Origin of the sequence: Staphylococcus marylandisciuri (assembly GCF_025519785.1) — a bacterium.
Taxonomy (GTDB): domain Bacteria; phylum Bacillota; class Bacilli; order Staphylococcales; family Staphylococcaceae; genus Staphylococcus; species Staphylococcus marylandisciuri.
This window is the reverse complement of sequence record NZ_JAOPKZ010000001.1, coordinates 26,229-40,358: the sequence shown is the minus strand read 5'-3', so window position 1 is coordinate 40,358 and position 14,130 is coordinate 26,229. Positions and strand designations below refer to the sequence as shown.

Below are 14,130 nucleotides of genomic sequence, written 5' to 3'. Positions count from 1 at the left end.
TAATGAAATTACATGAGTTAAAACCAGCAAAAGGTTCTCGTAAAGAACGTAACCGTGTAGGCCGTGGTGCTGCTACAGGTAATGGTAAGACTAGTGGTCGTGGACAAAAAGGACAAAAAGCACGTTCAGGCGGTAACATCAAACCAGGCTTCGAAGGTGGTCAATTACCTCTATTCCGTCGTCTACCTAAACGTGGTTTCACTAACATCAACCGCAAAGAATATGCTATTGTTAACTTAGACCAACTTAATAAATTTGAAGATGGTACTGAAGTAACTCCAGCTTTATTAGTAGAATCTGGTGTAGTGAAAAATGAGAAATCTGGTATTAAAATCTTAGGAAATGGTTCACTTGAGAAAAAATTAACAGTAAAAGCTCATAAATTCTCTGCATCTGCAGCAGAAGCTATTGATGCTAAAGGCGGAGTACACGAGGTGATTTAATGTTTCAAACACTCGTGAACTTCTTCAAAACGAAAGAAGTTCGTAGTAAAATATTTTTTACTCTCGCAATGTTAGTTATTTTCAAGATTGGTACTTACATTCCAGCACCTGGTGTAAACCCTAATGCCTTCGATCAACAACAAGGCTCTCAAGGTGTCACTGATCTCCTGAATACTTTTGGAGGCGGCGCCTTGAAGAACTTTTCAATTTTTGCGATGGGGATCATGCCTTATATCACTGCTTCCATCGTTATGCAGTTACTGCAAATGGATATTGTTCCGAAGTTTTCAGAGTGGGCAAAACAAGGTGAAGTAGGTAGGAAGAAATTAACGAATGTAACTCGTTATTTCGCTATTATACTTGCTTTCGTTCAATCTATTGGTATGGCGTTTCAGTTTAATAACTATTTAAAAGGTGCGCTGCTCATGGATCAAAGCGTTATGAGTTACCTTTTGATAGCTGTAGTTTTAACTACTGGAACTGCTTTCTTAATGTGGTTGGGTGAACAAATCACTCAATTTGGTGTTGGTAATGGTATCTCAATTATAATCTTCGCAGGTATCTTGTCTACGTTACCTTCTTCAATCAACCAATTCTATCAGCAAGCTTTTGTGGGTGCAGATGATGTTTCTATGGCTTGGTTAAAAGTAATTGGATTGATCGTTGGATTAATAGTATTAACTGTTGGTGCGATTTACGTATTACAAGCATTACGTAAAGTGCCAATTCAGTATGCGAAGAAACAATCAGCACAAAGAATAGGTTCACAAGCAACGTATTTACCTTTAAAAGTCAACTCTGCAGGGGTAATACCGGTAATCTTTGCAATGGCGTTCTTCTTATTACCAAGAACGTTAACATTGTTCTTCCCGGATGCGGATTGGGCTCAAAAGGTTTCTAATGTAGCTAATCCTTCTAATAACTACGGAATGATAGTATACATCATTCTGATAATAGCGTTTGCATATTTCTATGCATTCGTTCAAGTTAACCCTGAAAAAATGGCAGATAACCTAAAAAAACAAGGTAGTTATGTTCCAGGTATTCGTCCTGGTGAACAAACGAAAAAATATATTACGAGAGTTCTCTATCGTTTAACTTTTGTAGGTTCTATTTTCCTAGCAGTTATTGCTATTCTACCTATACTGGCTACTAAGTTTATGGGCTTACCGCAATCTATTCAGGTTGGAGGTACGAGTCTACTCATCGTCATCGGTGTTGCAATTGAAACGATGAAGAGTTTAGAAGCACAAGTTAGTCAGAAAGAATATAGAGGCTTTGGTCGTAGATAATTAGTAGGAGGGCACTTATGAATATCATATTAATGGGTTTACCTGGTGCAGGTAAGGGAACTCAAGCGAGCGAAATCGTTAAGAAATACCCAATCCCTCATATCTCTACTGGTGATATGTTCCGCAAAGCTATTCGTGAAGAAACAGATTTAGGTAAAGAAGCTAAATCTTACATGGATCGCGGTGAACTTGTCCCAGATGAGGTAACGGTCGGTATCGTTAAGGAAAGACTTTCTGAAGACGATGCTAAGAAAGGCTTCTTACTAGACGGTTTTCCTCGTACAATCGATCAAGCAGAAGCGCTAAATCAGATTATGGATGATTTAGGCAGAGAAATAGAAGCTGTCATTAATATTGAAGTTCCTGAAGAAGAATTAATGAATCGCCTAACTGGTCGCAGAATTTGTGAGAAATGTGGTACAACATACCACCTAGTGTTTAATCCTCCAAAAGTTGAAGGTGTGTGTGATCTTGATGGCGGTAAATTATATCAACGTGAAGATGACAATCCCGAAACAGTTTCAAATCGCTTGGAAGTCAATATAAAGCAATCTAAGCCAATCTTAGAATACTACGAAGATAAAAACGTGCTTAGAAATATTGATGGAGCGAAAGATATCAACGATGTAACGACTGATGTTATTAATATCTTAGATCAACTGAAGTAATACGGTGTCAAGTTTACTTCATTACGATTCAATTCAATTTCAGAGTGACGATAAACGTAAATCGGTTTATAAACTTTGTATATATTTGAATAACTCGTCTTAAGATTAACATAACCATCAAAGATCATTGACTATCATAAAGGGGGAAGAAACCTATGGCTAAACAAGATGTAATTGAACTTGAAGGTACGGTATTAGATACTTTACCAAATGCAATGTTTAAAGTAGAATTAGAAAATGGTCATGAAATTTTAGCACATGTGAGTGGTAAAATTAGAATGAATTTCATTCGTATTCTACCAGGCGATAAAGTCACTGTAGAAATGTCTCCATATGACTTATCTAAAGGTAGAATTACTTACCGTTATAAATAATCGTCACTCCATAATATAGGGAGGTATAAAAATGAAAGTAAGACCATCAGTTAAACCAATTTGCGAAAAATGCAAAGTCATTAAACGTAAAGGTAAAGTAATGGTTATTTGTAGTAACCCTAAACACAAACAAAAACAAGGATAATAAAAAGAGAGGTGTAATCGAATATGGCACGTATTGCAGGAATCGATATTCCACGTGAAAAACGAGTAGTTATTTCATTAACATACGTATACGGTATTGGTACTTCAACAGCAAACAAAATTGTAGAAGAAGCAAATGTTTCACCTGATACTCGCGTAAAAGATTTAACAGATGATGAATTAGGTCGCATCCGTGAAGTAGTTGACGGTTATAAAGTTGAAGGTGACTTACGTCGTGAGAAGAACTTAAACATCAAACGTTTAATGGAAATCTCTTCTTATCGTGGTATCCGTCATCGTCGCGGTCTACCAGTTCGTGGTCAAAAAACAAAGAACAATGCCCGTACGCGTAAAGGCCCAGTAAAAACTGTAGCTAATAAGAAAAAATAATAGGTAAAGGAGGCAGAATATAAATGGCACGTAAACAAGTATCTCGTAAACGTAAAGTCAAAAAGAATATTGAAAACGGTGTGGCACACATCCGTTCAACATTCAACAATACAATCGTAACAATTACTGATGAATTCGGTAATGCATTATCATGGTCATCAGCAGGTGCACTTGGTTTCAAAGGTTCTAAAAAATCTACTCCATTCGCAGCTCAAATGGCTTCAGAAACAGCTTCAAAATCAGCAATGGAACACGGTCTTAAAACTGTAGAAGTTACTGTTAAAGGTCCTGGACCAGGTCGTGAATCAGCTATCCGAGCATTACAATCAGCTGGATTAGAAGTTACTGCAATTCGTGACGTAACTCCAGTTCCGCATAACGGTTGTCGTCCACCAAAACGTCGTCGCGTATAATTATTATTGTTAAAGTCGCAAGGCACTGAGAGAAACAGTATTAATAAGTCGACGTAACCGAGGAGGATATTATTAAATGATAGAAATCGAAAAACCTAGAATTGAAACAATTGAAATTAGTGAAGATGCTAAATTCGGTAAGTTCGTTGTTGAACCACTTGAACGTGGCTACGGTACTACACTAGGAAACTCCTTACGTCGTATCCTACTATCTTCATTACCAGGTGCAGCCGTTAAATATATCGAGATTGAAGGCGTATTGCACGAGTTTTCAGCTATTGATAATGTTGTTGAAGATGTTTCTACTATCATTATGAATATTAAGAAACTCGCGTTAAAGATTTACTCTGAAGAAGATAAGACGCTTGAAATCGACGTGAAAGATGAAGGCGAAGTAACTGCAAGTGACATTACACATGATAGTGATGTAGAAATATTAAATCCTGATCTAAAAATTGCAACTGTATCTGAAGGTGGTCATTTAAAAATCCGCTTGGTTGCAAATAAGGGTAGAGGTTACGCACTAGCAGAACAAAACAACACTAGTGATTTACCAATTGGAGTTATACCTGTTGACTCACTTTATTCTCCTGTTGAACGTGTTAATTATACAGTTGAAAATACACGTGTGGGACAAAGCAGTGATTTCGACAAACTCACACTAGATGTTTGGACTAATGGTTCTATTACACCACAAGAGTCAGTATCATTAGCTGCTAAAATAATGACTGAACACTTGAACATCTTTGTAGGATTAACTGATGAAGCTCAAAATGCTGAAATCATGATTGAAAAAGAAGAAGATCAAAAAGAAAAAGTACTTGAAATGTCTATTGAAGAATTAGATTTATCTGTACGTTCTTATAACTGCTTGAAACGTGCAGGGATCAATACTGTTCAAGAGCTTGCTGACAAATCTGAAGCTGACATGATGAAAGTTCGTAATTTAGGTCGTAAATCACTTGAAGAAGTTAAATATAAACTCGAAGATTTAGGACTTGGATTAAGAAAAGAAGATTAATATAGAATAAAGGAGGTTAACTCATGGCTTATAGAAAATTAGGACGTAAATCAGACCAACGTAAAGCGATGCTTCGTGACTTAGCTACATCACTTATCGTAAGTGAACGTATTGAAACAACTGAAGCACGTGCTAAAGAATTACGTAAAATCGTGGAAAGATTAATCACTCTAGGTAAAAAAGGTGATTTAGCATCTCGCCGTCACGCTGCTAAAACATTACGCAACGTACAAGTACTAAATGAAGATGAAACAACTCAAACTGCACTACAAAAATTATTTGGTGAAATTGCTGAACGTTACGAAGAACGTCAAGGCGGTTACACTCGTATTCTCAAAGTAGGCCCTCGTCGTGGCGATGGTGCAGAATCTGTTATCATCGAATTAGTTTAATTTATTTCGAAAGCATATAATTTAAATACACTTACTACTATATATAAAGCAAATGAGTGCAACGATAATGTTTGCCACATACAAATATTGTCTAGCTCAGAGTGCCCCATCAAATTGAATATGACTAAAGCGTGAACTCTTGATGGGGTGCGCGCTTTTTTATATTGTACCGATGTTATAAACATACTAAAGCGCGTCAAGATAGGTGGGAGAGGGACAGAAATCTAGTTTGAATAAGAAGATTTCATAGTCCCGCCCCGGCAAGGATGACTAGAATTGAAAAAGCTTGATACAAGCGCATGTTCAAATCAGTCATCTACTGCCGAGATGTTGAAGGGAGCGGGACAGAAATCTAAATTGAATAAAAAGAATTCGTAGTCCTGCCCCGGCAAGGATGACTAGAATTGAAAAAGCTTGATACAAGCGCATGTTCAAATCAGTCATCTACTGCCAAGATGCTGAAGGGAGCGGGACAGAAATCTAATTTGACTAAAAAAGATTTCGTAGTCCCGCCCCGGCAAGGATGACTAGAATTGAAAAAAGCTTGATGCAAGCGCATTTTCAAATCAGTCATCTACTGCCAAGATGCTGAAAGAGGCTAAGACATTACATTATATCCCAGCCTCTTTCTCTCTAGTCAAAGACCTTTATCTCCCAGCCTCTTGGGAAATTAAAAGGGCTCGTCTTAACCTTAAGAGCTGTCTAACTCTAATAATTAAGAATTAGCAAGGAGTGTTAAGGTGTAAGCAGTGCACTCCTTATACATAAATTAATAAATAAAATAAGCACCACTTAAAGTAGCTAAAGTAAAATACATATACACGTTTAATCTAATCATGTACAATAATAAGCGAATGCTAACTACGGGGGTTCGCGTAATGACTTCAGACAATCATATCATTGCTTTAGAAAATGTATCATATCGATATAAAGAAGAAGGACCATTAGTTCTAGATAATGTAAGCTTTTCTATACCCAAAGGTAAATGGACTTCCATAGTTGGTCATAACGGTTCTGGTAAATCCACTTTGACTAAGTTGTTAGTCGGGATTGAAACTCAAAGTGAAGGAACGATTTACTTTAATGATACGCAAATCAACACGAGAAATCTTAATTTGTTACGTAAAAACATAGGTATCGTGTTTCAAAATCCGGAAAATCAGTTTGTCGGATCTACGGTTGAATATGATGTAGCGTTTGGGCTTGAGAATTATGCGGTTGAATATCAGACAATGCAACATATTGTTCCCGAAGTATTAAGAGATGTAGGAATGCTTGAATATCGAAATGCCGAGCCGGCTTCTCTTTCGGGTGGACAGAAACAAAGGGTAGCCATCGCAGGAGTCCTAGCTATAAATACTGAAGTCATTATCCTTGATGAAGCTATATCGATGCTAGATCCCGAGGGGCGTAAAGAAGTATTAGAGCTTATCCGCAAAATACAAAGAGAAAGACAAATTACAGTCATTTCTATTACACACGATTTAAATGAAGTAGTAGATGCCGATCACTTGATAGTGGTGGACCGAGGCAAAGTCTATGAAGAAGGTCGTCCGGAAGATGTATTAACTTACGGCAAGCCCTTAGATAGCATCGGTCTAGAATATCCCTTTGCTATGCGAATGTATAATATGGTCGGTCATGATTTAAAGTATCTAACTTATGAAGAGTTGGTGGATCAGTTATGAGTATTCAATTTAAGCAGGTCAGTTATATCTACCAACCTAAATCTCCATATGAACACAGGGCTTTAGAGAATGTTAATACCGTTTTTAAAGACGGGCAATACTACGCTATCGTTGGTCGCACAGGGTCTGGCAAATCAACGTTAATGCAACACATCAATGCATTGCTTAAACCAAGTAGCGGGGAAGTTATAGTTAATGATCAACACGTAGGTAATAAGACGAAAGACAAATATCTGCACACTGTTAGGAAATCGGTCGGTTTAGTCTTCCAATTTCCTGAAGCGCAGTTATTTGAAGACACTATTGAAAGAGAGCTTTTATTTGGCCCGCGCAACTTTAATATGGCGGAGGAGCAAGTACTCACTCGTGCCCATCAATTGTTAAGAGATTTTGGCTTTGGAGAAAATGTCATGCAACTCTCTCCTTTTCAACTCTCGGGAGGTCAAATGAGAAAGATAGCTATCATCTCAATTCTAGCTATGGATCCAGATATTATCATGCTGGATGAACCTACTGCTGGGCTTGATCCAGAGAGTAAGAAACAAGTCATGGCCATAATCAAACGTCTACAAGTTGAAGAAGGTAAGACGATTATTCTTATCACTCATGATATGAATGATGTAGCTCAATATGCAGATGAAGTTAAAGTGATGAAAAATGGAACCGTAGTGGAAACCTTGTCACCACGTCAACTGTTTAGCGATATTCAGTTGGTTAACGAATTGCATTTAGAATTACCTCATATCGTTCAATTACAGAATGATTTGGAAGCGAAATATCAAACTCGCTTTAACTATCAAGCTATGACTGAAGAAGAGTTCGCAGATCTATATCAAAGGTGGCGTTCAGATGAAAGATAAATTTATACTAGGACGTTATCTACCTATTGATAGTTTTTTTCACAGTTTAGACCCTAGGGCAAAGTTCATATTTGTATTTTTCTTTATCATTCTTATCTTTTTTGCGCATTCAGTAGGTACTTATCTCTGGATCTTTAGTCTCATTCTCTTAGCGATAAGACTAGCTCGTATCCATATCATTTATATAATAAAGGGCTTAACGCCTCTTTGGATCTTTTTAATTCTGACGTTTCTCATGCACATGTTCTTAACTAAAGGTGGAAAAGAGCTCATCCACATCGGATTTTTAACTGTCGATACGCATGGTATAGAGGAAGGTATTTATATTGCATTAAGGTTGTTATTTATCATGTGTGCTTCTACTATTCTAACGTTGGCTACTAGCCCATTAGACCTCACGCACGCTTTTGAAAGATTACTGGCGCCATTCCGGTATGTTAAAGTGCCAGTCCAACAACTTAGTTTAATGATGGCTATCGCTTTGCGCTTTATCCCTACTCTTATGGAAGAAATGGACAAGATTATTCTCGCTCAGAAATCTAGAGGGTCTGAAATGAGTTCAGGCAATCTATGGCAGCGACTAAAAGCCTTTGTTCCTATACTTATTCCTATATTTATCTCCGCCTTTCAACGAGCTGAGGACCTGGCAATCGCTATGGAAGTAAGAGGCTATGAAGTCGGTGTGGAGCGCACGAACTACCGTCATCTAAACTGGAAATTGAAAGATACGCTATTTCTGCTTTCGATTATCCCCATTAGTTTAGTATTATTATTACTAAAATATTTAGGAGTGTAGACATGCGAGTCTTAGTAGAAATCTCATACATGGGTCGAGACTATTTAGGATTTCAAATTCAGCGGAATGGAAGAACTATTCAACAACAATTTGAGAAGATACTCAAGCGTATGCACAAGCGACACGTTCGCATTCATCCTACGAGCAGAACGGATAGAGGTGTCCATGCCTACATGCAATACTTTCATTTTGATACTGAGTTGAATATCGAACCTGCTCAATGGAAATATGCTATGAATAGTGCGCTTCCTCATGACATTTACGTGAAAGAAGTTCAAGTTGTAAATGATGACTTTCATTGCCGATATGACTGCGTCGGGAAATCTTACCGTTATAAAGTTTATCAAGGTCAACACCGTGATCCCTTCCAGAGTGGATTAGCTACTTATATCCCTTATGACTTAGACATAGCAGCGATGCAACGTGCCGCTCAAGCGTTCGTGGGAACATATGATTTTACGGGGTTTTGTTCGCAAAAAACGGATGTTGAGAGTAAAGTTAGAACGTTATATGAGAGTAAGATCGTTGAAACTGCTCAAGGCTTTGATTATATCGTAACTGGTTCAGGATTTTTATATAATATGGTACGCGTACTTGTCGCTTTCTTACTTCAAGTCGGACAAGGGAAGAAGGCCCCAGAAGATGTGAGAACTTTATTAGAAGCTAAAGATCGTAACCTCATTCCTTTTACGGCACCAGCGGAGGGGCTCTATCTCGAACATGTGTATTTAACCCCTGATGCTTTAATTGAAATATTTGGCAAAGATATTAAAATTCATCGAAAAAAATCATTGCAAAATGAATGAATGACATTGACAAAATAGGTTAGAAATTATACGATTATTAACGGTATTGTTTTATATCACCCCACGATAAGCCCCGGAAACTTATTGTGTTACAAGATATAGAAGCAGGTAGAACTAACAGTAATAAATAAATGAAATCTAAGCTTTAAATCGTAACCACTATTTAATGAATGAACCATTTATTTACTAGGAGGACAATATTATGCGTCAAACATTTATGGCTAACGAATCAAATATTGAGCGCAAATGGTATGTTATTGATGCGGCAGGACAAACACTTGGTCGTCTATCTTCTGAAGTAGCAGCTATTTTACGCGGTAAAAATAAAGTGACTTACACACCACACGTTGACACAGGTGATTATGTCATCATCATCAACGCTTCACAAATTCAATTTACAGGTAGAAAAGAACAAGATAAAGTTTATTACCGTCACTCTAATCATCCAGGTGGTCTTAAATCTGTAACAGCTGGTGAATTAAGAGCCAATAACCCAGAACGTTTATTAGAAACATCTATTAAAGGTATGTTACCAAGCTCACGCTTAGGTGAAAAACAAGGTAAAAAATTATTTGTTTATGGTGGCGCTGAACATCCACACGCTGCACAACAACCAGAAAACTACGAGTTACGTGGTTAATTAGAAGGAGGAAATTACATTGGCACAAGTTGAATATAAAGGCACAGGCCGTCGTAAAAACTCAGTAGCACGTGTACGTTTAGTACCTGGCGAAGGTAACATTAAAGTGAATGACCGCGACGTACGCGATTACTTACCATTCGAATCATTAATATTAGACTTAAACCAACCATTCGATGTTACAGAAACTAAAGGCAACTACGATGTACTCGTAAATGTACATGGTGGTGGTTTCACTGGACAAGCACAAGCAATCCGTCACGGAATTGCACGTGCATTATTGGAAGCTGACCCAGAATACAGAAGTTCTTTAAAACGTGCAGGTTTATTAACTCGTGACCCACGTATGAAAGAACGTAAGAAACCAGGTCTTAAAAAAGCACGTCGTTCACCACAATTCTCAAAACGTTAATATGCTATTATATCAACACTTCCCACATTACAATGGGAAGTGTTTTTTTGGGGCCCCAACACAGAGAAACTGGTAAAACAGTTTCGACGGATAATGCGAGTTGGGGCGGCCCCAACACAGAGAAACTGAATAAACAGTTTCAACAAGCACTGCGCCCTGTGGCGGAACAATTTCTTTCAAAAAGGAGGGAGCGGGACAGAAATCTTTTTATTCAAATTAGATTTCTGTCCCGCTTCCTTTTTTACTGAGATCTATGTTCGAAATGCTAGTTTATAAATTAACGTATCTAACTTAAAGATTTGGTATAACAGATAAGTGAAATATATTTAGTGCGCTTCATCTGAGGTACTGTTCTCATCTTCATTTCGTAATGCACTCACAACTTTTAACATGTCATCGCGAAGGACAATTTCAGCGTTTTGATCGTAAGCTGTAGTATCACGATTAACAATGATGAAGTGGTCTCCATTGAAATGCGAAACTAAACCAGCAGCGGGTTGAACGATTAAAGAAGAGCCTAGAACGACGAGCGTATCTGCTCTTGATAATTTATTCAGCGCACGCGTTATCGTATCTTGATTGAGCACTTCTCCATATAGCACGATATCAGGGCGTATGCGACCTTCACAATCGTCACATGTCATCAAATGCTTCTCCATAACATATCGTTTAGAATATTGTGCTCCGCAATCAACACAATAAAAGCGATTTAGAGTACCGTGTAATTCATCAACATCAATACTTCCAGCATCAGTATGTAAACCATCAATATTCTGAGTAATGACGCCTAATGAGCGACCTTCGCTTTCTAGTTTACTTATCCACTCATGCACAAGGTTAGGTGCTTTATCTGACATAATTAATCTTCGGTGAACAAATTTCATAAATCCTTGTGGGTCATCACGAAAATATTCTGTACTAAGTAAATATTCAGGTGAGTAACCTTCCCTCGCTATTAAATCGTTTAAGCCTCCCTTAGAACGAAAATCAGGGATGCCACTAGCTACAGAGATGCCTGCTCCTGTGAAAAATAAAATATTTTTTGAGTTGTTAATAATCTCTTTCATTTTATCGATATGATGAGTCATATGATTCACCTCAGAAATCTTTTAATAGTGATTGAAATAATATATCTTAATTTCATTCCAATATTTAAAACCACGAAGTCATAGGAATCTTATATATATAACAGATAATACTGTTTAATGTATTTTGAGTTGCGACCTACTGTCAGTAGTAATACAGAGTCTGATATGTGCATTTGCGACGCCGTTAATCGGTTTTCCACTGTACAGAAGCTTTATGCCTCAACCTCTCCTCACCCATTATACAATATCTACTTCTACTACTAAAATGGATCACATTAATGAAGTGAATTTAACGAGGAAAGTGAGTAGTTCACGTAAGTTATCATAATTATGCTATAGTATGAGTAATGAGAAAGTTTTTTAATAAAAAATAACTTAAGGAAAGGAGGGACGCTGTTGAATAAATATCAAAGACTAGAAGAAATTACCCAGCTGATTAATCGAAAAGGATCAGTGACAACTAATGAAATAGTAGACAAATTGAAAGTTTCTGATATGACAGTACGTAGAGATCTGATGGAATTAGAAGAGCAAGGTGTTCTGACTAAAATTTACGGTGGAGCTAGGAGTGCAGGTATTAAACGTTTCATAGAACGATCTCATTTAGAGAAGCACACAGAAAATGTAGAAGATAAGAAATACATTGCGCATAAAGGGATAGCTCTCATTGAGGAAGGAGATAATATTTTTCTCGGCCCTGGTACTACAATGGAAATATTAGCCGAGATGATTAACAGTCCAAATTTAACAATCACTACGAATTGCCTTCCAGTCTTTAACATTTTAAATCAAAAGAACGATCCGACTATCAAAGCCTATTTGCTTGGTGGAGAGATGAGAAACATAACTAAATCATTTGTAGGCGAATTGACCAATGTCGTGTTAAATAGATTTAAATTCAACAAGATGTTTTTTAGTAGCAATGGAGTCAAAGATGGATTTGCTATGACTTCTTCTATAGCAGAAGCCTACACTCAAGAAATCGCTTTAAGGAATTCTTTAAATACATATTTATTAATTGATAGTTCTAAGATTTATAAAGAAGATTTCACTGTATTTTGCGATTTAAGAGAAATTACGCAAATCATTACCAACAGTGAAGATGAAGAAGCTTTACAAGAATTGAAAAGGTATACTAAAGTTCTAAATTAATAAATAAAATTTTTGTAGGCAAAAGAGATGTTAAGAGCGAAATGGTTTGATATTAAGTATTAAGTAAGAAGAAGCACTTCGATGAATTGAATTTAATTATCTGAATGTTATCTCTCTGGGATTTAGATCCCAGTTTTTTTATGTTAAACCTTCTCTAGTATATGTTTATTTGTGTTGATTATATGTTCGTTTATGTTTATAATATAGTTAATCAATTAAAGCGCTTACATTATTGGTTAATACGAGAAAGGTAACATATAGAAATGAAAGTATTCATTGGTTCTGATAGAGAGGGTTTAAAGTTAAAGAGTACGATTAGAGATTTCTTAGTTAACGACGGCTATGACGTATGTGATGTGACTGAGAATGAGCAGTTAGATTTTGTAGACAGTACTTTAAAGTTAGCCAAGAGATTAAAGGATGATAGCAACGCATTAGGTATCATGATTGATGCTTATGGCGCTGGAAGCTTTATGGTAGCTACTAAGGTGAAAGGACTTATATCTGCAGAAGTTTCCGATGAACGCTCAGCTTACATGACGCGAGCACATAACAATGCTCAGCTTATTACAATCGGAGCGAATCTAGTGGGAGAGGTTCTAGCGATAGAAATAGTAAAAGCATTTTTAAATGGGAGTTATGATGGCGGACGTCATCAAATTAGAGTAGATATGCTTAATAAAATGTGTTAGAGGAGATATCAGATGAAGATAGCACTAGGATGTGACCATATCGTAACAGATACTAAGATGAACGTAAGTAAGTATCTTAAAGAGCAGGGGCATGAGGTTATAGATGTAGGGACCTACGATTTTACGCGCACGCATTATCCTATCTATGGTAAAAAGGTTGGAGAAGAAATAGTAAATGGTAATGCAGATATAGGAATTTGTATTTGTGGGACCGGAGTTGGGATTACCAATGCAGCCAATAAAGTACCTGGTATTCGAGCTGCCCTCGTAAAGGACATAGTAACTGTAAAATATGCTAGAGAGCAACTGAATGCCAACGTTTTAGGTTTAGGCGGTAGAATAGTAGGCGAGTTGCTTATATACGATTTGATCGATGCGTTTATAAATACTAAATACAAACCCTTAGAACAAAATGAACAATTGATCAAGAAAATAAGCCAACTTGAAAATGAAAAGCATACGAATAATAATCACTTATTCGATGAATTGTTAGAAAAGTGGGAAAACGGATTTTATCAATCACATTAATAGAGGTGTCATCATATGAATAAACAAGAAGTACAATTACTCGGTTTCGAAATCGTAGCTTATGCCGGAGAAGCACGTTCGAAGTTTCTTGAAGCATTAAATGCTGCTAAGAACAAAGATTTTACGCTTGCAGAAACGCTGATTGAAGAAGGTAACAATTCAATTGTTAAAGCACATAATGCACAGACTGACTTGTTAGCGCAAGAAGCACAAGGAAATGACATACCTTATAGTATAACGATGATGCATGGTCAAGATCATTTAATGACAACCGTATTATTAAAAGATTTACTATCTCATATTCTAGAGTTATATCGACAAGAAGGATGAT

General features: G+C 36.9%; 21 protein-coding genes. 20 read left to right on the top strand and 1 reads right to left on the bottom strand.

Going from position 1 to position 14,130, the window contains the following annotated elements; translation table 11 throughout:
• Positions 1-2: 2 nt before the first annotated feature.
• The 16 genes from rplO (at position 3) to N9R04_RS00155 (ending at position 10,587) form a co-directional block, all read left to right on the top strand.
• Positions 3-443, top strand: a complete 441-nt coding sequence (gene rplO, locus N9R04_RS00230) for a 50S ribosomal protein L15 (protein ID WP_262853465.1) — start codon at positions 3-5, stop codon at positions 441-443.
• Positions 443-1,735 carry a preprotein translocase subunit SecY gene (secY, locus tag N9R04_RS00225; protein ID WP_262853464.1) on the top strand — a complete coding sequence of 431 codons (1,293 nt, stop codon included), beginning with the start codon at positions 443-445 and terminating at the stop codon, positions 1,733-1,735. The genes rplO and secY overlap by 1 nt, the downstream gene beginning before the upstream one ends.
• 17 nt (positions 1,736-1,752) lie before the next feature.
• On the top strand, positions 1,753-2,403 hold the full coding sequence (locus tag N9R04_RS00220; protein WP_262853462.1) for an adenylate kinase: 651 nt from the start codon (positions 1,753-1,755) through the stop codon (positions 2,401-2,403).
• Positions 2,404-2,558: 155 nt separating this feature from the next.
• Entirely contained in the window at positions 2,559-2,777 is a 219-nt protein-coding gene (gene infA, locus N9R04_RS00215; RefSeq protein WP_262853461.1) for a translation initiation factor IF-1, read from the top strand.
• Between the two features lie 31 nt (positions 2,778-2,808).
• On the top strand, positions 2,809-2,922 hold the full coding sequence (rpmJ, locus tag N9R04_RS00210) for a 50S ribosomal protein L36 (protein WP_002471372.1): 114 nt from the start codon (positions 2,809-2,811) through the stop codon (positions 2,920-2,922).
• 23 nt (positions 2,923-2,945) lie between these two features.
• Complete coding sequence (gene rpsM, locus N9R04_RS00205; RefSeq protein ID WP_262853459.1) at positions 2,946-3,311, top strand: 30S ribosomal protein S13; 366 nt, start codon at positions 2,946-2,948, stop codon at positions 3,309-3,311.
• Between the two features lie 23 nt (positions 3,312-3,334).
• The gene (gene rpsK / locus N9R04_RS00200; protein WP_002471279.1) at positions 3,335-3,724 is read left to right on the top strand and encodes a 30S ribosomal protein S11; all 390 of its coding nucleotides are present in this window, start codon (positions 3,335-3,337) and stop codon (positions 3,722-3,724) included.
• A gap of 76 nt (positions 3,725-3,800) precedes the next feature.
• Entirely contained in the window at positions 3,801-4,745 is a 945-nt protein-coding gene (locus tag N9R04_RS00195) for a DNA-directed RNA polymerase subunit alpha (protein ID WP_262853456.1), read from the top strand.
• Between the two features lie 23 nt (positions 4,746-4,768).
• Complete coding sequence (gene rplQ / locus N9R04_RS00190; RefSeq protein ID WP_262853455.1) at positions 4,769-5,137, top strand: 50S ribosomal protein L17; 369 nt, start codon at positions 4,769-4,771, stop codon at positions 5,135-5,137.
• An 878-nt stretch (positions 5,138-6,015) separates the two neighbouring features.
• The gene (locus N9R04_RS00185) at positions 6,016-6,825 is read left to right on the top strand and encodes an energy-coupling factor transporter ATPase (protein WP_262853453.1); all 810 of its coding nucleotides are present in this window, start codon (positions 6,016-6,018) and stop codon (positions 6,823-6,825) included.
• Positions 6,822-7,685 carry an energy-coupling factor transporter ATPase gene (locus tag N9R04_RS00180; protein WP_262853451.1) on the top strand — a complete coding sequence of 288 codons (864 nt, stop codon included), beginning with the start codon at positions 6,822-6,824 and terminating at the stop codon, positions 7,683-7,685. Before N9R04_RS00185 ends, N9R04_RS00180 begins: the two co-directional genes overlap by 4 nt.
• Entirely contained in the window at positions 7,675-8,481 is an 807-nt protein-coding gene (locus N9R04_RS00175) for an energy-coupling factor transporter transmembrane component T family protein (RefSeq protein ID WP_262853450.1), read from the top strand. The genes N9R04_RS00180 and N9R04_RS00175 overlap by 11 nt, the downstream gene beginning before the upstream one ends.
• A gap of 2 nt (positions 8,482-8,483) precedes the next feature.
• On the top strand, positions 8,484-9,287 hold the full coding sequence (gene truA, locus N9R04_RS00170) for a tRNA pseudouridine(38-40) synthase TruA (RefSeq protein ID WP_262853448.1): 804 nt from the start codon (positions 8,484-8,486) through the stop codon (positions 9,285-9,287).
• 202 nt (positions 9,288-9,489) lie between these two features.
• A complete protein-coding gene (gene rplM / locus N9R04_RS00165) occupies positions 9,490-9,927 on the top strand; it encodes a 50S ribosomal protein L13 (RefSeq protein ID WP_262853447.1) in 438 nt (145 codons plus the stop codon).
• A gap of 19 nt (positions 9,928-9,946) precedes the next feature.
• Complete coding sequence (gene rpsI, locus N9R04_RS00160; RefSeq protein WP_262853445.1) at positions 9,947-10,339, top strand: 30S ribosomal protein S9; 393 nt, start codon at positions 9,947-9,949, stop codon at positions 10,337-10,339.
• 47 nt (positions 10,340-10,386) lie between these two features.
• Positions 10,387-10,587: a hypothetical protein gene (locus tag N9R04_RS00155; protein WP_262853443.1), complete on the top strand. Its 201-nt coding sequence runs from the start codon at positions 10,387-10,389 to the stop codon at positions 10,585-10,587.
• A gap of 78 nt (positions 10,588-10,665) precedes the next feature.
• Here N9R04_RS00155 and N9R04_RS00150 read toward each other — a convergent pair whose 3' ends face one another.
• Complete coding sequence (locus tag N9R04_RS00150; protein WP_262853441.1) at positions 10,666-11,427, bottom strand: NAD-dependent protein deacylase; 762 nt, start codon at positions 11,425-11,427, stop codon at positions 10,666-10,668.
• 396 nt (positions 11,428-11,823) lie between these two features.
• Between N9R04_RS00150 and N9R04_RS00145 the strand changes: the two genes are divergently transcribed.
• The 4 genes from N9R04_RS00145 to N9R04_RS00130 all read left to right on the top strand — a co-directional run bounded on the left by N9R04_RS00145 (position 11,824) and on the right by N9R04_RS00130 (position 14,129).
• Positions 11,824-12,579: a DeoR/GlpR family DNA-binding transcription regulator gene (locus tag N9R04_RS00145; protein ID WP_262853439.1), complete on the top strand. Its 756-nt coding sequence runs from the start codon at positions 11,824-11,826 to the stop codon at positions 12,577-12,579.
• Between the two features lie 263 nt (positions 12,580-12,842).
• Positions 12,843-13,271, top strand: coding sequence for a galactose-6-phosphate isomerase subunit LacA (gene lacA, locus N9R04_RS00140; RefSeq protein ID WP_262853438.1), 429 nt, complete (start codon positions 12,843-12,845; stop codon positions 13,269-13,271).
• Positions 13,272-13,283: 12 nt separating this feature from the next.
• Positions 13,284-13,799: a galactose-6-phosphate isomerase subunit LacB gene (lacB, locus tag N9R04_RS00135; protein ID WP_262853436.1), complete on the top strand. Its 516-nt coding sequence runs from the start codon at positions 13,284-13,286 to the stop codon at positions 13,797-13,799.
• 15 nt (positions 13,800-13,814) lie between these two features.
• Positions 13,815-14,129, top strand: coding sequence for a PTS lactose/cellobiose transporter subunit IIA (locus N9R04_RS00130; protein WP_262853434.1), 315 nt, complete (start codon positions 13,815-13,817; stop codon positions 14,127-14,129).
• Position 14,130: the final 1 nt, after the last annotated feature.